The sequence below is a fragment of the Ruegeria arenilitoris genome (genome assembly GCF_013032445.1).
Classification (GTDB): Bacteria; Pseudomonadota; Alphaproteobacteria; order Rhodobacterales; family Rhodobacteraceae; genus Ruegeria; species Ruegeria arenilitoris_F.
This window is the reverse complement of the sequence record NZ_WQCA01000017.1, coordinates 34,536-55,216: the sequence shown is the minus strand read 5'-3', so window position 1 is coordinate 55,216 and position 20,681 is coordinate 34,536. Positions and strand designations below refer to the sequence as shown.

The following is a 20,681-nucleotide window of genomic DNA, read 5'->3' as shown; positions in this document are numbered from 1 at the left end:
TTTAATCAGCCGTTACTCGTCTGGCCACGCGGTAGGTCATCACAAAGAAGACCGGCACAAAGACAACGCCAAGGACAGTGGCCGAAATGACACCGCCCATCACGCCGGACCCCATAGCCGTGCGTCCCCCTGCCCCCGCGCCCGAGGACAGGACCAGTGGTAGAACCCCCAGTGAGAACGCCATCGAGGTCATAAGGATTGGCCTGAACCTCTGATGCGCGGCGTCCTTGACCCCTTGCAGCAACGGCTCTCCGGCGGCGACCTTGTCACGGGCGAACTCGACGATCAGGATCGCGTTCTTGCCGGTCAGGCCGATTACCGTCAGCAGCGCGACCTGAAAGTACACGCCGTTTTCGAACCCACCGAGCCAGGCCCCGACCAGTGATCCGGTGACGCCAATCGGCATCGCCAGCATCACCGCAAAAGGAATGGTCCAGCTTTCATATAGCGCCGCAAGACACAAGAACACGGCGGCAAGGGACAACGCATAAAGCATCCCCGCCTGATCCCCGGATTCCCGTTCCTCAAGCGACAGGCCCGTCCAGGCGATCTGGTAGCCCGGCGGCAATTGCTGCGCCAACGCCTCGATCTCGGCCATGGCTTCACCAGTGGTGAAACCTGGTGCAGGGCTGCCCTGCAGCTGAATGGCCGACAAACCGTTATAGCGATACAGCCCTTGCGGACCGAATTGCCAGTTCGCAGAAGAGAAGTTCGACAGCGGTACCAGCCCGCCTGAATCGTTGCGGACCCGCCAGGCCTCGATATCCTCGGGGACCATGCGATAGGGTGCGTCGCCCTGAACGTAGACGCGCTTGATCCGACCTCGATCCAGGAAGTCGTTCACGTAGCGACCAGCCCATGCTACAGACAGAAGCTCGCCGACTTCCTGTGCGGACAGTCCCATCGCACCAGCGGCGCGCCAGTCCAGATTAATGTTGAACTGAGCTGCGTCTTCAAGCCCGTTTGGGCGGATCGAACCGATGGTCTCGCTTTGGGCGGCAAGACCCATCAGTTGATTTCGCGCCTGCATCAGCTCTTCATGGCTTTGGCCATCACGGGCCTGCAGGTAGAAATCGAAACCGCTGACGTTACCAAGTTCAATCACCGCAGGAGGAACAACGGGAAACACGAAGGCTTCCTGAATCTGTGAAAATGCTCCAAAGGCCCGGCCCGCGATGGCCTGAGCGCTGCGATCCGGGGTCTTTCGCTCGTCCCAATCCTTCAGGCTGATAAAGGCCAGACCCATGTTCTGGCCCAAACCGGAAAAGCTGAAACCGCGCACGGTAAAGACCGAGGCAACGTTTTCCGCCTCGTTTTCCATGTAGTATTGCTCGATCTCTTCCAGCACGGCCTCGGTGGCCTCAGCGGTGGACCCGGTTGGGCCCTGAACCAGAGTGAACAGGATGCCTTGATCCTCTTCAGGCAAAAAGCCGGTCGGCGTGCGGGCAAACAGGAACACCATGGCGGCACCGATCAGCAGATAGATCAGCCCCACGCGCAGCGGACGCCGGATCGAAAAACCGACCAGAGACGAATAGCTCTCGGTCAGTTTGTCGAAGCCGCGGTTGAACCACCCGAACAGCCCGCGATTGCGCTTATCATGATCAGGCTTGCGCAACAGCGTCGCGCACAAGGCGGGCGTCAGGGTCAGTGCCACCACAACCGACAGCATCATGGCCGAGACGATGGTGATTGAGAATTGCTGGTAAATGACCCCGGTAGAGCCGCCAAAGAACGCCATCGGGATGAACACGGCGGACAGCACCAAGGCGATCCCGACCAGCGCGCCGGTGATCTGGCCCATGGATTTCTTTGTGGCCTCGTATGGAGAAAGTCCCTCTTCCTCCATGATCCGTTCGACGTTTTCGACCACGACGATGGCGTCATCCACCAGCAGACCGATGGCCAGAACCATTGCCAGCATGGTCAACGTGTTGATCGTGAAACCAAAGGCCGAGATGATCGCAAAGGTGCCCAATAGTACAACCGGTACCGCGAGGGTCGGAATGATCGTCGCGCGCAAGCTCTGCAGGAACAGGAACATGACGAGGAAAACCAGAACGATCGCCTCAATCAGCGTGTGAACCACTTCCTCAATGGAAATCTCGACAAAGGGCGTGGTGTCATAGGGAACGACGTATTCCACGCCGTCCGGGAAAAAGGCCGAAACTTCTTCAAGCTTGTGCTTCACACGTTCCGCCGTATCCAGCGCGTTGGCGCCCGAGGCCAGCCGAATGGCCATGCCTGCGGTGGATTTGCCGTTGAACCACGCGGACGTAGTATAGCTTTCGGCCCCAATCTCGACCCGTGCCACGTCACGCAGCAGGACAAGCCCCCCGTCAGTTTCCGCGCGCACCACGATCTGTTCAAAATCCTCGGGTGTGGACAGTAGTGACTGCGCCGTGATCGTGGCATTCAACGCCTGCCCTTCGACCGCAGGCAATGCACCGAAAGACCCGGCCGAGACTTGGGCGTTTTCTTCCGACACAGCCTGCACAATGTCCGTAGGTGTCAGTTCGAATGCCGCCAACTGTTCGGGGTTCAGCCAGATCCGCATCGCATATTGCGCACCAAAGACCTGAACGTTGCCGACACCCTCCAAACGGCTGAATTCATCGACCATGTTCGATACCATATAGTCTGACAAATCCACCGCATCGAGCCGATCATCGGTTGAAACAAGCGCCGCGACCAGAAGGAACCCGCCCGAGGATTTCTCAACGATAACCCCTTGCCGTTGAACAGTTTCCGGCAACAGCGGGGTTGCCTGGCTCAGCTTGTTCTGCACCTGCACCTGCGCAATGTCCGGGTCGGTACCGGTTTCAAAGGTCAGCGTCACAGTCGATGACCCGGTCGAGGTCGAAGACGAGTTGATGTATCGCAGCCCATCCAGCCCGGTCATTTGCTCTTCGATCACCTGCGTCACGGTGTTGTTTACGGTTTCGGCGGACGCTCCGGAATATGAAGCGGTGACCTCAACCGTAGGAGGGGCGATCTGCGGATATTGCGCAACCGGCAAGTTGAAGACAGCCAATGTGCCGATGCCCATTAGCAGGATAGAGATGACCCATGCGAAAACAGGTCGGTCGATAAAGAAACGTGCCATGGGGAACTTTCACATCTGGTTGCGGGACACTGAGCGTTTCAATCCGGCAGCGCGGTTCAGGACTCGGGTTCCTCAGTTGGCGCAACCGTCACGCCGACCCCGATCTTTTGCAGCCCCGCGACAATCAGTTTGTCACCGGCCTCAAGACCGTCAGTTACGATCCATTTGTTGCCCTCGGTTCCTCGAACAGTCAGAATTCGCTCGGCCACGGTATTGTTCTCGTCCACAACCATCGCCGTTGGCTGCCCGCGCCTGTTGCGCGCAACACCCTGCTGGGGTGCAAGCACCGCGCCCCGTAGAACTTCGACCGGAAGGTGCGCCGTGACATACATGCCCGGCAGAACAATCTGATTGGGGTTGGGGAATTCGATCCGCAGAACCGAAACACCCGTCTGCGGATCAACTTGCGGCTCGGCTGCAAGAACCGTTCCGGTCTGATCAAAGGTCGACCCGTCCGCCAGCGACACTGTCACCGTCGGGTCGATCGACTGCAGCGCTGCCGTCTGCGATGCAATGGCTCGGTTGAAGCGCAGTACATCCTGCGTCGAGACGGCGACGTCCACGTAAACCTGTTCAATCTGCCGGATAACTGCCAGCGGTTCAGCCTGTTGAGCGGTGACAAGCGCGCCCTGCGTTGCCAGAGCCCGACCGACGCGACCAGAAAGTGGCGCGCGGACAACTGTATGTTGAAGGTCGATTTTTGCGGTTTGAAGCTGCGCTTTTGCCACCAGCAACGCGGCCCGTGCTGCGTCCCTTTCGGCCACAGCGCTATCGACCGCCTGTTGGCTGGCCACATTGCGCGAGAGCAACTCTGCCACGCGTTTTTCTTCCTTTTCAGCCGCAGTCAAACGGGCCTCGGCCTGAGCGACACTCGCGCTGGCCTGCTGAACCTGAGCATCATAGACGCCGTCGTCGATGCGGTACATCGCATCGCCTTCCTCGACCGTCCCCCCCTCCTGGAACAGGCGCTCAACGACAATCCCGGACACTTGCGGCCTGACCTCGGCCACCCCTAACGCGGCAACGCGGCCTGGTAGTTCGGAAAACAGCGTCACATCTTGCGCCTCCAGCGTCACAACTGTCACTGGCACGGGGTTGCTTGATTGTGCAGCCGCCAATGAAGTTAATCCGGAAAGCAATACAGCCAATGACGTAAACAGGAAGCCTCGGGTTCTGAGCATCTTTTGCGTCTCCGCTCGGTGTCTTGTGTCTTAAATTACGGTCGTGCGTTGGTTGGTGTTTCGAACCGCGCAGGATCCATGGCGTTTTTGGTCTGGTGAGGCACTACAGAGAGCCCATATGTCGAACTGACACTCCGTGGTACTCTGCTTTCATGAAGTTCCAGATTTAAATTTGCAATAAGCATTTTACAAAGAACATGTCCATTTTCCCGTCTTCACATGTCCTTGTGCATTTTCGAACACCCTAACATATCTCGATCAGGCGAGATGCAATTTAGTACAGTTCAATGCCTAAAAAGTTACGGAGCCCCATTTGTGTAGGGCTCCGCTTTTGACGTGTCGAGTTTTATACGAAACCCCAGTCCTGCGCGTCTGCGACAAGCGGGTTGTCTACGAGGTATTCCGGAAGGTCCAGACCGACAACGACTTCGACACTCTCGATGCCACGTGCCTTGATACCGAGATCCTCTAGGCTGATGTCACCGGCCTCGTAGGCGGCTGCCGTGTCCTCTTCCAGACGCAGCAATAGATGATCGTCTCCTCTGCCGCCGACGAACAGATTGCTATCCGCTGAGTCATCAGCGCCATACAGCGATTGTTCGGTAAAGATAAACACGTCGTCACCGCGACAGCCCAGGTGAACGTCCGACCCCAGCCCATCAATCAGAACGTCGTCGCCGCGGCCACCTATCGTACGGTCGTCACCGGCCCCATCCGCGATCACGTCGTCGCCACGACCGCCTTTCAACAGGTCAGCACCACTGCCGCCGGAAATCAGATCGTCGCCGCGATCACCTTTGATGATGTCAGCACCCAGACCGCCCAGACCAACATCGTCACCGCGGCCCAGATTGATGAAGTCGCTGCCGTCGCGACCAAGGATCATGTCCTTGCTTTTCGTACCTTTCAGGAAGTCCGAGCCAGAGGTGCCGATCTCGCTGTTGCCGTTCAGCAAGCCCAACTCGAACTGCAGCATAGCCTCGTTGAACTTTTCTGCTGGGTGGATGACATCCGTCATAGCGATCTGATCCTCGGGGATACCATCCACTGCGGGATTGAAGTTTGCAAAATCCAGAGTTTGCGGATCGTCGAATGCCTGGAAGCCGAACGTGGTAAAGTCCCCACGCACCTCGTCAAACAGTTCTGCGAAATCAATCACCTTTACGTTCAGTCCAAGATCTTCGAAGGTGTTAACCTCGTTCAACAGTCGGTCATTGAAATGCGCAGATGCGATGTCAGATGCGGCGAGAACATCGGCTGGGAAAAAGCCAAACTGTAGCGGCAGATCGCCCTGTTTGGGTATTGTGTAGAGGATCAGGTTATCGACGCCCGCGTCGGCGAGACGCTCGGCCTGGCGTTGAACCTCATCATACAAGCGGTCACCATACGCCTTGGCATCAGCTTCCACTGAATCACCGGTGACGGGGTAATCCGGCGCGTTCACGTCATTGATGCCCATGAAAAGGGACGCCGTCGCATTATCCGGGGCCTCACCCTCCGGCAACGAAGCCAGATAGTCCGAAACCTGAGCGTCCAGATCAACCCTGACGGACGATTCCGGTGCATCCGGACCGGTTTCTAAACCAACTGCACTAAGGAATTCTGCCACATCGCGGTCAACCAAAGCGCGCGCTCCACTGACCGCGAAATTCTGTACGTTGCTGTCATCCAGCCCCAGTTCTACGGGCAAAAAATTGGCATAGTTGAACCCGTTATTTGCCTGACCTTCGGTAAATATCTCCGGATTCAAAAGTGGGTTAAAGCCAAGGCCCGTTGCCGCTGACACCAATTGTGTCAGTCGCCCACCATCCGTGTAGCTATCTCCGAAGAAGACAATGCTATCGGTTTGAAAGTTGCTCATCTAGTTCTTCTCCTCCAGTTTCCGCAGGCGGAATCTTTCGAAGCCAAGGCATTCACCCGGTTTCCTCTAAAAAAACGGCGCACTCTCCCCTTTCGTTGCGTGATGGCTCATGCAAATGTCGGGAAAAAAGGAACAGACAACCGATACCGGAACTTGGCTAAACAGCACTCCACATGCAGTTTAGGTTAACCGTATGTGCACTACGGTATGCACACGCATACCAATAAAACAAACGCGGAAAAAGAAAATTTTTACTTTACTCGAGAACGGAATGGGCGAGACACTTAGCGATAGGAAAAAAAGGGACATTCTCCGTGCATCAATGGAGGAGTTTGTTCAAAAGGGCTATGACGGCGCGCGGATTGAGCGAATCGCACAGCGGGCAAAAGTCTCGACCCGAACGCTTTATAAGCACTTCGCTGGCAAAGAGGCGCTTTTTGAATCCATAATTGAAACAGCGCTTGGCAAACTGTCCGATATCCCATCGACGCCTTTCCAGCCCGATGTGCCGATCGAAACCCAGTTGATCGAGGCGGTGGAAATACATTTCAGAACCGTGACAGACCGCGAGTTTCTGGACCTGATGACAATTCTGTTGCCCGAGTACCTTCACGACCGCGAACTTGCCAAAAGAGTCATTCACATCGCACTGGAACAAACGCAGCAGGTCTACGAGCTTATCGAAGGTGCGATGGAAAACGGAGCATTGGCGGCTGGAAATGCCGACCAGGCTTCAATTCAACTCCTCTCTATGCTGTATGGGTTGATCTTTTGGCCCATTCTTCTGATGGGAGAACCTGATCCAAGATATTCCAGTCAGCGGGAAACGATTGAGGATTGCGTCAAAACTTTTCTGTCCCGCTATAGAGTCGGTAGTTGAGCGGATGGATCAGGTAACACTCGCTGGACTAAGCTGACAGGACCAATCATTATTGAAGAAAAACAACAAATCACGCTCCTGGCCTGAATGAAACCGTCTGTTTCACAAGACCGCCCAGTTACAGATTCCGGCCCGAAACCGCATCTGTTTCACTTTGTTTTGCTGCCGCATTTTTCGCATTTGTCGCTGATTTCCGCTATTGAGACGCTGCAAAACGCGAACCTTGTTGCGGATCAGAGGATTTATGACTGGACCATTTGTGGCACCACGAAACAGGCTGTTCGGTCCAGTGTTGGATGCGAAGTCGATGTTGATGTTGCACTGAAGGATGTCCCATCAGCCCGGGACATTGTCGTAGTTTCTGGCGAGCACGTCTTTGAGCTGGACAGTTTCGAGCTAGAAGTCGGCCTTGCGCGTTTGGCACGTGGCAACGTGCGCGTCACCGGACTGGGCACCGGGGCTATACTGATGGCTGAGGCAGGGTTGATGGATGGCGCAACCGCTGCAATTCACTCCTGGTACCGGGCCGGTTTCAAGGAAACGCATCCGCGGGTGGAACTCATCCGACAGACCCATGTCTCTGACTCCCTGCGGTGTTCCAGCTCAGGCGGCGTTTCCGCCATCGACCTATTTCTGGACTTCATTGAGCAGGAGCATGGCACGGACTTCGCGAGCAGCGTAGCGGAATGCATGTGCTATACGCCGCTGAGGCAGCTTCAGAAGTCCGTGGACACAAGCATCCCCAACAGTCTGACTGTACCAAACCGTACCGTGTCGCGCGTAATCGCCGCGATGGAAGAACAGATCGAAGAGCCCGTTTCGCCCGCCGTTCTGGCGGATCAGGCAGGTATATCGAGAAGGCAAATCGAGCGGTTGTTCAAGAAGTATCTGGGTATCACTCCAAAACAGCATTATCGGAAAATTCGATTGAGAGAAGCATATCGGCTGCTCATTCAGTCGTCGCAGCCGATCATCGACGTCGCCTTGGCCACAGGATTTGAAACGCCAAGCCATTTCTCAAGGTGTTTCAAGGCGGAATTCGGTGAAACCCCCTATCAACTTAGAAACAAAAAGAGAACCGATTGAGCGTTCGGTAATTCTCCGGTCAGACGCTTGATCGCAAACGCGCCGTGAGCGTCAGGATCTGATCTCGCAGCGCACTTAACTCGGCATCATCCTGCCGCGTTCGTCTTGCGGGTTGCGAAGCCGTCGTACAAGATCAGCACTTTCCATCCGTTTGAGAAGTGGGGTCGCCGTATTGCTTTCCAAGGCAAGCGCGTCGCCCAACCCGCCTACTGAGCGGTTGTCGGCTTTTAAGAGCGCTAGCGATAAAGGAGGGCAAAATATCCGTATCATCTGCTTATACAGCTCATCGTTCCGCTAAGGGTGGCCGCGACGGAAAAGGCACAATCGACGTTGCCAAGTTAGTACTGGATCTGGCCACGCCCAAGGAATTGGGCGGCAATGTCTGTGAGGAGCAGATTGCTGTGGCGGCTCTGATCCAAAATGTCGAAACGATGCGGGTCCGGAGCGCGCCTGTTACTACAGTGCCAGCACCAGACGATTGGATTTTGCGCGCGAAACACAAGTACAAAGAAAGCTGTTTGTGGCCTGCTCCTCGGGCGTCAAAATGCCATCGCGATGATCCACTTCGCCTTCGACAACATCGACCATGCAGGATCCGCAGAGCCCCTCGGAGCATCCGAAATCCACATGGACGCCGTTGGTTTTGAGAACCTCAAGAATCGTTTCATCCTTTGATACCGTGTAAACGGTTCCGGTGGACTGAACTTCGACTTCAAAGCTGTCATTGGGCGCGTGTTCGATATCCGATGCGGGGGCGAACCGTTCGAAATGGATCGCGCCGCCGCGCAGAGCGGTGCCAGCTTCCAATACGGCGTTCAGCATTGGTTCGGGGCCGCAGGTATAGACGTCTGCTCCCATCGGCATGGATTGCGTCACCGCTGCCAGATCGAACGGGCCGTCGGTATCGTCGCAATGCAGGTGATACCACTCATCCAGCCCCAGCGCGCGGAACTGTTTATCCATCGCGGCGTAATCCCGAGATCGCACAAGATAGTAGACCCGAAAATCCTGTCCACGGTTGAGCAACTCGCGGGCCATTGCCACCAGTGGGGTGGCACCGATCCCGCCTGCGATCAGGGTGACGTGTCGGTCATGGCTTTCCAGCGGGAAGTGATTTCGCGGCCCGCCAATGGCAAGCTCGACGCCCTCCTCCAATTCGTGCATGGTCCGAGACCCTCCACGCCCGTCATCCTCGCGTTTGACGGCGACGTTGAGCATGCGGCCATCCTGGCTCCAGCTCCACAGCGAGTATTGGCGCACCAGATCGTCACTCAGATGGACATCCACATGCGCGCCGGGCTCAAGGCTGGTGAACCGGCCATTGAGAATTTCGAAACAAAAATCCGAGGTGTCCGGGCTCAGTTCCGTTTTTCTGACAAGGCGCGCGACTTGTGTGTTCATCTGGCTTCCCATCATTGTGATTTGCCGGTTTCGAAACCATGGTCAAAGCTGCAGAAAAAAACATGGTTTTCAATTGCAAAATTTCTCATATTCGGTTGAAGCAAGCTCAAGTTAAGCCCAAGGCAACGCAGCATCTATGTCACGACGCCACTACAATCTGCCCCCTCTTGCGACCCTGTCCGCCTTTGAAGCAGCCGCACGCCATCTGAGTTTTAAGGAAGCGGCAAGCGAATTATCCGTCACCCCCGGCGCGGTCAGCCACCAGATCAAGGCACTGGAGGCCGAACTGAGCGCGCCGCTTTTTGTTCGCAAGCATCGGGGTGTTGAGCTGACTGAAGATGGCGCGGCGCTGCACAAGGTTTTGGGAACATCCTTTCTCAAGGTCTCCAAAGTGCTGGAGCAAATTCGCACCGGTGATTCCGAAAACCATGCAACCGTCGGGTCGACCACCGCAGTTGCCGCCTTATGGTTGTCGCCCTCCGTCATCCGGTTCTGGCAGGACCATCCGCAGGTGAAAGTGAACCAGATGGCGCAGGACACAGCCTTTGTGGATCGCCCCGATCTGGATTTCTTCATCCGCTACGGACAGGACCCTAATTCCTCACTGCCGCATACAAAGCTTTTTCGCGACACTCTGACCCCTGTGTGCAGCCCCGAAATGGCGACTGAGCTGAAGGGGGCCAGCCTCAGCGATCTGACACAGCATCGGCTGATCCATCTGGAAACCAAGGACAACACATGGACCACTTGGCCAGAATGGTTTCACGAACTTGGGTTTACCGGCAATATACCGGCGCAATCTCGGGTCAATAGTTATGCGCTGGCCCTGCAGGTCGCGCGCAAAGGCGCCGGTCTGGCGCTGGGGTGGAAGCGTCTGGTTCAACCGATGCTCAGCTCGGGCAAACTGGTGGCACTTGAAGAGTTCAGCATTCCCGCCCCGAACAACTTCTATCTGGTGGGGCGCGAGGATGAGCACCTTTCCGAGGGTGCGCTGGCCCTCAAAAAATGGCTGTTGGACGAAGTACAGGAGGGGTCGGTTTAGCCAGCCTCACTTTTCGGTTAGGATTTTTAGTATTGAAGACGTACCTGTCGCGCTGCCAATGGGAGATGACGCCACAGCCATTGAAAAACTCAGGAGTGACTGATGAATAAGCACGCATCGCTTTCGTCCGTTCTGACCCCGGTAAACACAGCGAAGGGGCTGCCGAACGCGCATTATATCGACCCCGCCGTTTTTGCCGAGGAACGTGAGGCCGTCTTGTTTGCCAACTGGTCCGGTATCGGATTTGGCAAGGACATCCCCGAGGCAGGTGATGCGAAACCCGTTGATTTCATGGGAATGCCCATCCTGATGGTCCGCGACCGCAATGGCGAGATCGGTGTGTTCCAGAACACTTGCCGCCATCGTGGCATGATCCTGGTTGACAAACCTCAGAAAATCCGCGGCGCGATCCGCTGCCCCTACCACAGCTGGTGCTATGGCCTGAATGGTGAGCTGCGCACTGCCCCCCATGTCGGTGGCCCAGGCCAGAACACCCACGAGGATCTGGATTTTTCTGAACTTGGTCTGATGCGCATTCGATCATACGTCTGGCGCGACGTTGTGTTCGTCAACGTAGACGGCAACGCACCAGAGTTCGAAGAGGTCCATTGCGAGTTAATGGAGCGCTGGAAAGAATTCGAACAGCCGATGTATCACGGTGGCGCCGGTGCTTCGGTGCGTCTGGAACTGGACGCGAACTGGAAACTGGCCGTCGAAAACTTCTGCGAAAGCTATCACCTGCCCTGGGTACACCCCGGTCTTAACAGCTATTCCCGTCTCGAGGATCACTACAACATCAACGAACTGGGCAAATATTCCGGTCAGGGCACCTATGTCTATCGACAGTTCGAAGGTCAGGACGGCGAGAAGCTTAACGATTTCGACAACCTCAGCGAAAAGTGGACCGAAGGCGCAGAGTATATCGTAGTCTATCCGAACGTCATGCTGGGTGTGCAGCGCGACCACGGCTTTGCCTTTATCCTCGAGCCAGTGACGCAGGAAAAGACGATCGAGCATATCGAACTTTATTACGCCAAGAAACCTGAAGATGCACCACAGCACGAGGCGCTGCGCGCAAAGAACTCGGCGTTGTGGAACACCGTGTTTCAGGAAGACGTGTTCGTGGTCGAAGGGATGCAAAAGGGACGCCACGGCGTTCTGTTCGACGGCGGTCGTTTCTCGCCAGTGATGGATGGGCCAACACATTGCTTTCACCATTGGGTCGCGACCCAGGTCGAAAAAGGTCGCGCCGAAGCATGAGCGAATTCCTGAACGACGGTCTGACCAGGAACTTTCTGGTCAGATCGTGGTTTGAAGCGGACAAGTGCTTGAGGCGCTTTTTAACTACGTCCGTACCAAGAACATTTCGATCTCGCTGAAAGGCTGACCGTGGATCAGGACGCGCTGGATAAACAATTGCTGCAGGCACATGCGGACAATGATGTGCCTGCCTTGATTTGCCTGTATCACGAGGCGGCAAATCAGGCAGAGCAGCGTCAGGATCATGACGCCGCCTGTTTCTATCTGACTCATGCTTTTGTCTTTGCGCTGGAATACGGTGCACCCGAAGCGGATGAATTGAACCAAAAACTCTTTGAACGCGGCCGCGCGCACCGTTTGGAGTTTTGAGCCCACAGCAGCGTAAAAACTGCGCTCTGATGCAATGCACCCGTTTTGCTTCCGTCAACCCCGGGGTTCAGGTCCCCTCACCTTACCTTGAATTATGTGGACATTGTCGACAGTGCCCGGTTCGTGAAAGAAATCCAACGACACGAAAACGCGCAAGACAAAAATATGCGAATTCGCGTAAGACTCTGCAAAGATTGACCAATGCGCCACTGGCGACCGAGGATTTCTCCTTCATGCGCTCGACCAAGATTGAACTGGCGGGTGTTGAGAATCTGGCAGTGAACAGATTGTGTGGAAGCACCGTGATATGGACTGCGCCGCGCGGTATGCGGACCTTCGCGACATGTTGTTGTCCCGCGCAAAAAACCGTCTGGTGTTTTGCTAGGATATGACCTGCTACGTCTTGCCCGGCGTTATAGAATACACGGCGTTTCTCAATCGCTTGACCGATGAGATTTTGGCTAGCCACTCAAATTGCACGCTCCTCACCTATCCTTATCGGCTCCCCGTAGACATAGCGGCCTAGTTAAAGCCTGCGGCACCCATCAACTTTGCAGTCTAGTAAATTGCAGCTGTTTCAACTGTCCAATACCGAATCCAGAAAAACACTTGACGCTTCACTGGTACACGTGGTTTCGTATATGAAACGATCCATGGAGGCTCGTTTGCACAGCGTGGGGAGGCGCCGTGATGACGACACACCAATCTGCCTTGCGGGCGAGGCAGGGTACAGAAAGCCAGATTACGTTATCCCTGGATGGGATCGGAATGTCCTTTTCAGGTGTTTCTGTCCTCCGTGATGTGACGCTGGAATTCGAAGGCGGTGAAATTCACACGCTGATGGGCGAGAATGGGGCTGGTAAAAGCACGCTGGTGAAAATCATCAGCGGCGTGCAGAAACCGACCTTCGGAACGTTTCAGATTGACGGAGAAACCGTTGAATTCGATGCGCCCCGGGATGCCGAGAAACATGGCATCGTCATCATGCATCAGGAACTGAGCCTGATCCCCGAGATGACCGTGGCCGAGAACGTGCTGTTAGGTCATGAGCCTAAGAAGTTTGGCGCTTTCATCGACCGCAAAGCGCTGCGGGACAAGGCCAGCAAGGCTCTGGCCCGTTTTGGGTTCACATTGGACATCGATACACCTGTCAAAGACTTGCGTGTCGGCGAGCAACAACTGGTTGAGATAGCTCGCGCCTTGCTGATGAACGCGCGGCTGCTGATCATGGATGAGCCCACGTCCGCCCTGTCGCAGGCCGAGGCTGACATTCTGATGGAAGTCGTGCGTGACCTAGCCCTGCAGGGTGTTGCCGTTGTCTATATCTCTCACCGCATGGATGAGGTGTTTGAAATCTCGGATCGGGTTACGGTTTTGCGTGATGGCGACCTGATCGGCACTCGACTTGCAACCGAGACGACCTCGGCCGAACTGATCCGAATGATGGTGGGACGCACGGTCGAGATCAATGCGGTCAAACGGCAGAACCCGGCAACGGATGAAACCGTATTGCAGGTTGCGAACCTGTCGGCGTGGGACGGCAAGCGTAGAGTGCTAGACGACGTTTCGTTTGATCTGAAGCGCGGAGAAATTCTGGGTATCGGCGGTCTTTTGGGGGCCGGCCGGACTGAGTTGCTGGAAACATTATTCGGCGCAAGAGGTGCCAGTTATCAGGGTGAGATAACGCTGGCAGATAGTCAGCTACGACCTGTTAATCCTCAGGATGGGGTACGAAACGGATTGGCTTTGATCACCGAAGATCGCAAAGGGAACGGTCTGATCCTTGATCGCTCAATCGCATCAAACGTGGCGTTGCCGCTGATGCCGTTGCAGTCCCGTTTTGGACGGTTTTCCGAGGCCGAACAGCGCAAACAGGCGCTGCAGGCAATCGAAACGCTTAAGGTTGCGGCCACCGGCCCCGAGCATCCGGTCGGAAAGCTCAGCGGCGGTAACCAGCAAAAGGTTGTGCTGGGTAAATGGCTGGCGACGCAGCCTCGCGTCTTGCTTTTGGACGAGCCCACCCGAGGCATCGATATCGGCGCAAAGGATGAGATTTACGATCTCGTAGGACGGCTGGCGGATCAAGGCATCTCGGTGCTGTTTGCCAGTTCCGAACTCTCCGAATTCATGGCCGTGTGCGACCGGATGATTGTCCTGTGCGAAGGACAGTTGGCCGGAGAGTTGTCGCGTGACGAGATGAGTGTGGACGCAATCAAAGCCCTGGCGATGCAATTTCGCTGACCGATCCGGATATGAGAAAAGACATGACCGTTATGGAACCCAACAGCCATACAGTAAAGAAAGAACACCAGACCAGTTCGGTGTTCATACACTTGCTGAACAAGACGAAACTCTACTGGGGTTTGTTTGCCCTGATACTGTTCGGGGCGCTGACCTCTCCGCTGTCGTCGAAAGGCAACAATATCTTCCTGTCGCTGGGTAACCTGACGGATGTTCTTCGACAGGTCTCGGTCACCGGGATTGTGGCCGTAGGCATGACTATGGTGATTTTCATCGCCGGAATCGATCTTTCGGTTGGGTCGGTCATGGCACTGGGGACAGTGATCTGCGCCATGTTACTGACGCAGGAAGGCTGGACGGCCGCCAGCTATTTCGGCGTCCCAGCGACCGGGATTGTCCTGTTCGTCGTCATCGGCGCGCTGATCTATTTTGTACAAAACAACCTGACCCGGGAAGCTGAGACGGCGGCAACGACAAGCGCGCCTTCGCGGATGCTCAGCCGGGTTGTGGCCGCAGCAGTAGCGATTGGCGTCATGATCTGGCTGGCAGGTCAGGTCATGCCAAAATTCGGCGTTCTGGCCGTCCTGATCGTGGTGCCCTGTATCGGGGCCGTTATGGGGACAGTGAACGGTGCCCTGATCGTTTATGGCCGGTTGCAGCCTTTTATTGTGACGCTGGCAATGATGGTCGGGGCCTTGGGTCTGGCCCGTGTCATCGCCGGACAGGATACTGCGGTGTATCCGGTCTATACTGGTAGCAATGCCACCGAGAACTTTGAAGCCCTTCGCGAATTGCTGTGGGGCGTGGTGCCAGTGCCTGGCCTGTTCTTTCTGGGCGTTTTGCTGGTGTTCTTTCTGATCACCCGGTTCACGACTTTCGGCAGTTACCTGATGGCTATCGGCGGCAATGAAGAAGCCGCGCGTCTTGCGGGCATTAATGTGGGTCGCAACAAGATTGTAACCTATGCCATCGCAGGCTCACTGTCTGCGTTGGCAGGTGTTCTCTATGTCGCGCAGTTTCGGCAAGGCAAACCGGATGCTGGGTTGGGGCTGGAACTGGATGCGATCGCGGCCGTGGTTATCGGCGGAACCAGCCTGATGGGCGGTCGCGGGGCCATCATGGGCACCTTTGTTGGGGTACTGATTTTCGGGTTCCTCAGCAACATCCTGCAGCTCAACAACATCGACAGCAACACGCAGCTGGTGCTGAAGGGCATCATCATCGTGGTCGCCGTCCTGCTTCAGGGAGGGCGATTTGAAGAGATCTTTGTCATGGCGAAAGAGCGCCTGGGCAGAGGGAGGAGGCTCTGACCTCAGATCTTGGCGGACCAAGGTCAGAGCAATCAGTACGCGGGAATTTGGAGAAACCCGCATCATGACTAAGGAGTAGACTATGAAAAGAAGAACATTTGGCAAGAGCCTGATGGCTGCCACCGCGCTCGCAACCTCGTTTTCGGCCTCGATGGTGCTGGCGGCTGACAATTATGTAATCGGTTTTTCGCAAGTCACCACGGTTGAGCCATGGCGCGTTCAGTTCAACAAGGACCTGCGTGCCGAGGCGGACGAGCATGCGAATGTCGAACTGATCATCGCCGACGCGAATGACCGGACGGAAAAGCAGGTGGCCGATGTTGAAAACTTCATTCGGCAGGAAGTCGACGCGATCCTGATCTCGCCCAAAGAATCCGCTGGTCTAACCGGTGTAGTCGAGCAAGCGACCGACGCGGGCATCCCCGTATTTGTCTTGGACCGCAACGTGGACACCGACAAGTTCGTCCAATGGGTCGGTGGCGACAATGAACTGATCGGTCGGGAAGCCGGCAAGTTCGCGCTCGATCAACTTGGCGGAGCGGGTGCCGCGAAAGGCACTATCGTGGAAATCTGGGGTGGGTTGGGGACACAAGCTGCACATGACCGGGCCAATGGTTTCCATGAAGCTTTCGAAGGTGAAGACGGCGTTTCTTTCCTGCTGGACCAGCAATCCGGCGACTGGAAGCAGGATCAGGCTTACGACATTATGTCGACGGCTCTGCGCAACTTTGAAGACATCACCATGGTCTACGGACACAACGATCCGATGGCCTATGGGGCATATCTGGCAGCTAAGGATGCAGGCCGGGCGGATGACATCATTTTCATCGGTGTTGACGCGCTTCCGGGCGAAGGTGTGACTTGGGTTGCCAATGGCGAACTGTCGGCCACCTTCCTGTACCCCACTCCTGGCGCCGAAGGTCTGCGTCAGGCGCTTAAGCATCTCAAGGGTGAGGAAGTTCCGAAAGAGGTTGTCATGGGCACCGAGGCAATCACTTCGGAAAACGCTGATGACGTCCTGAAAAAGAATGGTCTGAAATAATCAGGTAAGGCCGACGATCTTTCTCCTCCCTGTCGGGATGGTCGGCCGGGCAGGCAAGGGCTTGCGCCCCTGCCCTCTTTTTTGAGAAAGCAGACGAAACGAGGTGAATTGCATGACCGAGCCAAAGACAAAGCTTCAGAAATATTCAGCGCCCGCACTGGAAAAGGGTCTGGATATTCTCGAGTTTTTGTCGCTTTCGGACGTGGCCCCCACCCTTTCGCAGCTCGCCAATGGCATTGGTCGGTCGAAGAACGAAATCTTCCGCATGATGATCGTGCTGGAAGAGCGAGGCTATATTGAGCGGCAGGAAGATGATCTCTTCAAACTGACCGGCAAGCTTGCACTGCTGGGAGGTGAACGCACAGACAACAGCAAACTCGCGGAACTGGCCGAGCCATATATGGAGCGCTTGGCTGAGGAAACTGAGTTGTCCAACCATCTTTGGGTGCCTAGCGGCACGGGCGATCTGGTTGTGATCAACAGCGTTTCGTCGTCGCAAAACTATGGTGTGACCGTGCAGGTCGGATATACCAACCCGATCTTTCCAACTTCGGCCGGGGCCTGTTTCTTGTCGGAAATTGAATTGGAAGCCGAACGTTTGGCGTTGCTGCAACGCATTGCCCCGGACCAAAACGCGGAAGGACGGAAGGAATTCTCCGACCATGCTGGGACTTGTGCGGATCAGGGGTTTATCTCGCTCAGTAGCCCTGAGAGCAACGCAATCAATGAGATTTCGGCCCCCATTCGGCATGGCATGGGTCAATCCGTGATCGCATCTCTGACCATTCCACATTTTGCCAGTGCTCTCATTGATAATCGGTGCGACTTGGTAATCGAGGCACTAAAAACAACTGCTTCGCAGCTTCAGGCCAGTATTGCGACCAGAATGCCCCTGCCCCGTACTCCTTGGTATCAGGCATAGTCACTCAAAAGTGACCCAGAGCATCACAGCATGCGCGTAAAATAGTACAACTAAAAGTTTACAAAATGGGCGAAACCCAATAGTAAACATTTAAATGTTCTTTTGCACATCTCCCGAACAATCCGACGAATCCTCGTGAGGATGGATTGGTCGTTCGCTCGGTGCTTGGCAGGAGTTCGATATCCAGGCCTTGCACGATTCGTCTGCAGGGTTCCCAGAAACGCGACACCTTTGGCAGAGGGGAGAGTGGCTTATGGCCTATTCATTGAAAATCAACGGCGCAACCCAAGAGGTTGAAGCCGAAGCCGGGACACCTTTGTTGTGGGTAATCCGGGACGAACTGAAGATGACCGGTACAAAATTCGGCTGCGGTGTAGCTTCGTGCGGGGCCTGCACTGTGCATTTGAACGGAGAGCCCGTGCGCTCGTGCCAGACCTTCATCGAAGACGTTGAAGACGCTGAAGTCTCGACAATCGAAGCCATCGCGGAAGACAAGGTTGGCGCCGCGGTTCAGCAAGCCTGGGTCGAGCTGGACGTAGCGCAATGCGGATACTGCCAGTCGGGACAGATCATGTCGGCCGTTGGCCTGCTGAGCGAAAACGCCAAGCCAACCATTGAAGAGATCAACGACTATATGCAAGGCAACGCCTGCCGTTGTGCCACCTACCAACGTATCCGCGCCGCCGTCCAGCGCGCATCAGAAATTCTGGAGGCCTGATCATGACGACTCTTTCCCGTCGAGGTTTTCTGAAATCAGCCGCTGCCGCAGGTGCCGTTCTGGCCGTTGGCGTTCATCCGAATGGTGCAGTAGCCGCAGGTGCCGAACCGGCTGTCATGAACCCGTTCCTCAAACTGGCTACAAATGGCCGCGTGACGGCAATCGTTAAGCACGCAGAAATTGGTCAGGGTGCGGCCACGGGCCTGACAACACTGATCGCCGAAGAATTGGGCGTTCAGATGGACCAGATCGATTTCGAATTCGCGCCATCCAACCCGCAGTTATATAACAACCTGCATCTGGGCACGCTTCAGGGTACTGGTGGCTCGACCGCGATAGCAAACTCATATGTTCAGTATCGCACCGCAGGTGCTGCCGCCCGTGACATGCTGATCAATGCCGCCGCAAGTGACTGGGGTGTTTCTGCCGCTGACCTGAGCATCGAAAACGGCACCATTGCAGGAGCAGGCCACGTTGCTCCGTTGGGCGACTATGTGGTCGCGGCGTCTCAACTTGATGCGCCCGCCGAGCCGAAACTCAAAGATCCGTCCGAATTCAAACTGATCGGTCGCTCTGACCTGCGCCGAAAGGATGGCGCCGCCAAAACCAACGGCAGCGCGAAATTCGCGATGGACCTGCATCTGGACAACCAGATTTTTGCAACGGTTCTGCGCAGCCCGCGCATGGGTGGAAAGCTTGTCGATTTTGATGCAAGCGGAGCAGAAGGCATTCGCGGTTTCATAGGTGCTGAAGCACTGCCTGCGATCAATTCGGTCGCTATCTACGCCGAAAACACATGGGCTGCCTTCCAAGCCCGCAACGCGATTGAAGTCACTTGGGACGATTCCGAGGCCGAAACTCGCAGTTCGGACCAAATTCAATCCGAAATGATGGCGCTTTTGGATGCTAAACCAACATATGATGTTACCGGTGATGCGGGCGGTGCGACTTCCAAAATCGACGAGGCGACGACGGTAGTTGAAGAAACCTTCTACTTCCCGCTGCTGGCCCATGCGCCGATGGAGCCGCTGAACTGCATCATCGAGCCCGGCGAAGATGGCGGCGTTATTCTCCACGATGCGGCCCAAGGCACCACAATCGTCCATAATTCGCTGTCTCAGGCGCTGGGACTGCCGTGGGAGAAAATCAAAATCAACGTCACACTGGCAGGTGGCTCTTTCGGTCGCCGCACCACATCAGACAGTGACTATCAAGTCGAAGCCGCGCTCGCCTTTGCCGCAACTGATCGAACCCGTCCGGTCAAACTGGTCTGGTCGCGTGAAGACGACATCACCGCGGGTTTCTATCGTCCCGCCGTCGCGCACCGCGTCAAGGTCGGACTTGATGCCGAAGGCAACGTCCTGGGTTGGGATCACCGTATTGCGGCGCAATCGTTGATCAAAGGCACCGTTTTTGAGGACTTCGTCATCAAGGACGGGATTGATGCCACCTCGGTCGAAGGTGTGAACGATACACACTACATGGTTCCCAACTTGTATGTCGGTCTAAGCGACGCGCCCAAAACCACAACTGTTCTGTGGTGGCGTTCGGTTGGGCATACACACACAGCTTATGTCATGGAGAGCATGATCGACGTTGTTGCCAAAGCAGCAGGGCGTGATCCGCTAGAATTCCGCCTGGAGCTGCTGGAGGGTGGCGACAAGGATCAGGTGCGTCTTGCCAGGGTTCTGAAACTGGCTGCCGAAAAAGCAAATTGGGGACAGGCAGCTGCGGGCCGCAGCCAGGGACTGGCCGTTCACAAAAGCTTTGGCTCCTATGTGGCTGAAGTTGTCGAAGTCTCAGGCACGGCTGAAAACGGCATTCAGGTCGAGCGCGTGACCTGCGCCGTAGATTGCGGCCTCGCCGTCAACCCGGACGTCGTCAAAGCTCAGATGGAAGGCGGTATCGGGTACGGTTTGGGCCACGCCATGCGTAACGAAATTACTCTGACGGATGGAGTCGTGGATCAATCCAATTTCCCCGACTACGAACCCCTTCGGATTGGCGACATCGCAGCGATCGACGTTCATATCGTGCCGTCGGCCGAAGCGCCTTCGGGGGTAGGTGAGCCGGGCACACCCCCGTCCGCCCCCGCTCTGGCCAATGCCATCGCCGCAAACGGCCCACGCGTCACCGCCTTGCCGATGATCAACAACGGCGTTGAATTTCTGTAACCTCTGGTAGGTTTCAGCAGCCACGCCCAAATCGAAAGTGCTGGGGGCCATTCGCGCTCCCAGCACGCGCGACAGTCAAAGTGCAGCA

16 protein-coding genes are annotated in these 20,681 nt (G+C 55.9%); 11 read left to right on the top strand and 5 right to left on the bottom strand.

Translation table 11 applies throughout. The features are described from left to right. Position 1 precedes the first annotated feature (1 nt). From GOW98_RS20575 to GOW98_RS20565, 3 genes are all read right to left on the bottom strand, one after another. Complete coding sequence (locus GOW98_RS20575; protein ID WP_170335562.1) at positions 2–3,106, bottom strand: efflux RND transporter permease subunit; 3,105 nt, start codon at positions 3,104–3,106, stop codon at positions 2–4. Positions 3,107–3,162: 56 nt separating this feature from the next. Next, positions 3,163–4,197: an efflux RND transporter periplasmic adaptor subunit gene (locus tag GOW98_RS20570; RefSeq protein WP_367646877.1), complete on the bottom strand. Its 1,035-nt coding sequence runs from the start codon at positions 4,195–4,197 to the stop codon at positions 3,163–3,165. Positions 4,198–4,633: 436 nt separating this feature from the next. Further along, a complete protein-coding gene (locus GOW98_RS20565) occupies positions 4,634–6,148 on the bottom strand; it encodes an SGNH/GDSL hydrolase family protein (protein WP_170335558.1) in 1,515 nt (504 codons plus the stop codon). 193 nt (positions 6,149–6,341) lie between these two features. Between GOW98_RS20565 and GOW98_RS20560 the strand changes: the two genes are divergently transcribed. Next, entirely contained in the window at positions 6,342–7,028 is a 687-nt protein-coding gene (locus tag GOW98_RS20560; RefSeq protein WP_170335556.1) for a TetR/AcrR family transcriptional regulator, read from the top strand. 87 nt (positions 7,029–7,115) lie between these two features. After that, positions 7,116–8,114 (top strand): GlxA family transcriptional regulator, encoded by a 999-nt coding sequence (locus GOW98_RS20555; RefSeq protein WP_170335555.1) that lies wholly within the window; start codon positions 7,116–7,118, stop codon positions 8,112–8,114. A gap of 75 nt (positions 8,115–8,189) precedes the next feature. Here the strand turns inward: GOW98_RS20555 and GOW98_RS20550 are convergent, their stop codons facing one another. Then, the gene (locus tag GOW98_RS20550) at positions 8,190–8,384 is read right to left on the bottom strand and encodes a MarR family transcriptional regulator (RefSeq protein ID WP_170335553.1); all 195 of its coding nucleotides are present in this window, start codon (positions 8,382–8,384) and stop codon (positions 8,190–8,192) included. A gap of 186 nt (positions 8,385–8,570) precedes the next feature. Then, entirely contained in the window at positions 8,571–9,515 is a 945-nt protein-coding gene (locus GOW98_RS20545; RefSeq protein WP_170335551.1) for a PDR/VanB family oxidoreductase, read from the bottom strand. Positions 9,516–9,651: 136 nt separating this feature from the next. Between GOW98_RS20545 and GOW98_RS20540 the strand changes: the two genes are divergently transcribed. From GOW98_RS20540 to GOW98_RS20500, 9 genes are all read left to right on the top strand, one after another. Then, entirely contained in the window at positions 9,652–10,557 is a 906-nt protein-coding gene (locus GOW98_RS20540) for a LysR substrate-binding domain-containing protein (RefSeq protein WP_170335549.1), read from the top strand. 102 nt (positions 10,558–10,659) lie between these two features. Continuing rightward, on the top strand, positions 10,660–11,817 hold the full coding sequence (locus GOW98_RS20535; RefSeq protein WP_170335546.1) for an aromatic ring-hydroxylating oxygenase subunit alpha: 1,158 nt from the start codon (positions 10,660–10,662) through the stop codon (positions 11,815–11,817). 129 nt (positions 11,818–11,946) lie between these two features. Further along, a complete protein-coding gene (locus GOW98_RS20530; protein ID WP_170335544.1) occupies positions 11,947–12,186 on the top strand; it encodes a hypothetical protein in 240 nt (79 codons plus the stop codon). A 690-nt stretch (positions 12,187–12,876) separates the two neighbouring features. Further along, entirely contained in the window at positions 12,877–14,427 is a 1,551-nt protein-coding gene (locus GOW98_RS20525; RefSeq protein WP_170335542.1) for a sugar ABC transporter ATP-binding protein, read from the top strand. Between the two features lie 23 nt (positions 14,428–14,450). Continuing rightward, positions 14,451–15,737 (top strand): ABC transporter permease, encoded by a 1,287-nt coding sequence (locus tag GOW98_RS20520; RefSeq protein WP_217359667.1) that lies wholly within the window; start codon positions 14,451–14,453, stop codon positions 15,735–15,737. Positions 15,738–15,819: 82 nt separating this feature from the next. After that, a complete protein-coding gene (locus GOW98_RS20515) occupies positions 15,820–16,779 on the top strand; it encodes a substrate-binding domain-containing protein (RefSeq protein ID WP_170335540.1) in 960 nt (319 codons plus the stop codon). 112 nt (positions 16,780–16,891) lie between these two features. After that, complete coding sequence (locus tag GOW98_RS20510; RefSeq protein ID WP_170335538.1) at positions 16,892–17,701, top strand: IclR family transcriptional regulator; 810 nt, start codon at positions 16,892–16,894, stop codon at positions 17,699–17,701. Positions 17,702–17,954: 253 nt separating this feature from the next. After that, positions 17,955–18,419: a (2Fe-2S)-binding protein gene (locus GOW98_RS20505; RefSeq protein WP_170335535.1), complete on the top strand. Its 465-nt coding sequence runs from the start codon at positions 17,955–17,957 to the stop codon at positions 18,417–18,419. Next, a complete protein-coding gene (locus tag GOW98_RS20500) occupies positions 18,419–20,593 on the top strand; it encodes a molybdopterin cofactor-binding domain-containing protein (RefSeq protein WP_437436871.1) in 2,175 nt (724 codons plus the stop codon). The genes GOW98_RS20505 and GOW98_RS20500 overlap by 1 nt, the downstream gene beginning before the upstream one ends. The last annotated feature ends 88 nt before the right edge of the window (positions 20,594–20,681 follow it).

Excerpts from the sequence above, each read along its gene's own strand:
- GOW98_RS20515 (WP_170335540.1), top strand. The coding sequence starts at position 15,820 with ATGAAAAGAAGAACATTTGGCAAGAGCCTGATGGCTGCCACCGCGCTC.
- GOW98_RS20505 (WP_170335535.1), top strand. The coding sequence starts at position 17,955 with ATGGCCTATTCATTGAAAATCAACGGCGCAACCCAAGAGGTTGAAGCC.
- GOW98_RS20520 (WP_217359667.1), top strand. The coding sequence starts at position 14,451 with ATGACCGTTATGGAACCCAACAGCCATACAGTAAAGAAAGAACACCAG.
- GOW98_RS20510 (WP_170335538.1), top strand. The coding sequence starts at position 16,892 with ATGACCGAGCCAAAGACAAAGCTTCAGAAATATTCAGCGCCCGCACTG.
- GOW98_RS20545 (WP_170335551.1), bottom strand. The coding sequence starts at position 9,515 with ATGAACACACAAGTCGCGCGCCTTGTCAGAAAAACGGAACTGAGCCCG.
- GOW98_RS20550 (WP_170335553.1), bottom strand. The coding sequence starts at position 8,384 with ATGATACGGATATTTTGCCCTCCTTTATCGCTAGCGCTCTTAAAAGCC.
- GOW98_RS20540 (WP_170335549.1), top strand. The coding sequence starts at position 9,652 with ATGTCACGACGCCACTACAATCTGCCCCCTCTTGCGACCCTGTCCGCC.
- GOW98_RS20555 (WP_170335555.1), top strand. The coding sequence starts at position 7,116 with ATGAAACCGTCTGTTTCACAAGACCGCCCAGTTACAGATTCCGGCCCG.
- GOW98_RS20560 (WP_170335556.1), top strand. The coding sequence starts at position 6,342 with ATGTGCACTACGGTATGCACACGCATACCAATAAAACAAACGCGGAAA.
- GOW98_RS20525 (WP_170335542.1), top strand. The coding sequence starts at position 12,877 with ATGACGACACACCAATCTGCCTTGCGGGCGAGGCAGGGTACAGAAAGC.
- GOW98_RS20575 (WP_170335562.1), bottom strand. The coding sequence starts at position 3,106 with ATGGCACGTTTCTTTATCGACCGACCTGTTTTCGCATGGGTCATCTCT.
- GOW98_RS20535 (WP_170335546.1), top strand. The coding sequence starts at position 10,660 with ATGAATAAGCACGCATCGCTTTCGTCCGTTCTGACCCCGGTAAACACA.
- GOW98_RS20565 (WP_170335558.1), bottom strand. The coding sequence starts at position 6,148 with ATGAGCAACTTTCAAACCGATAGCATTGTCTTCTTCGGAGATAGCTAC.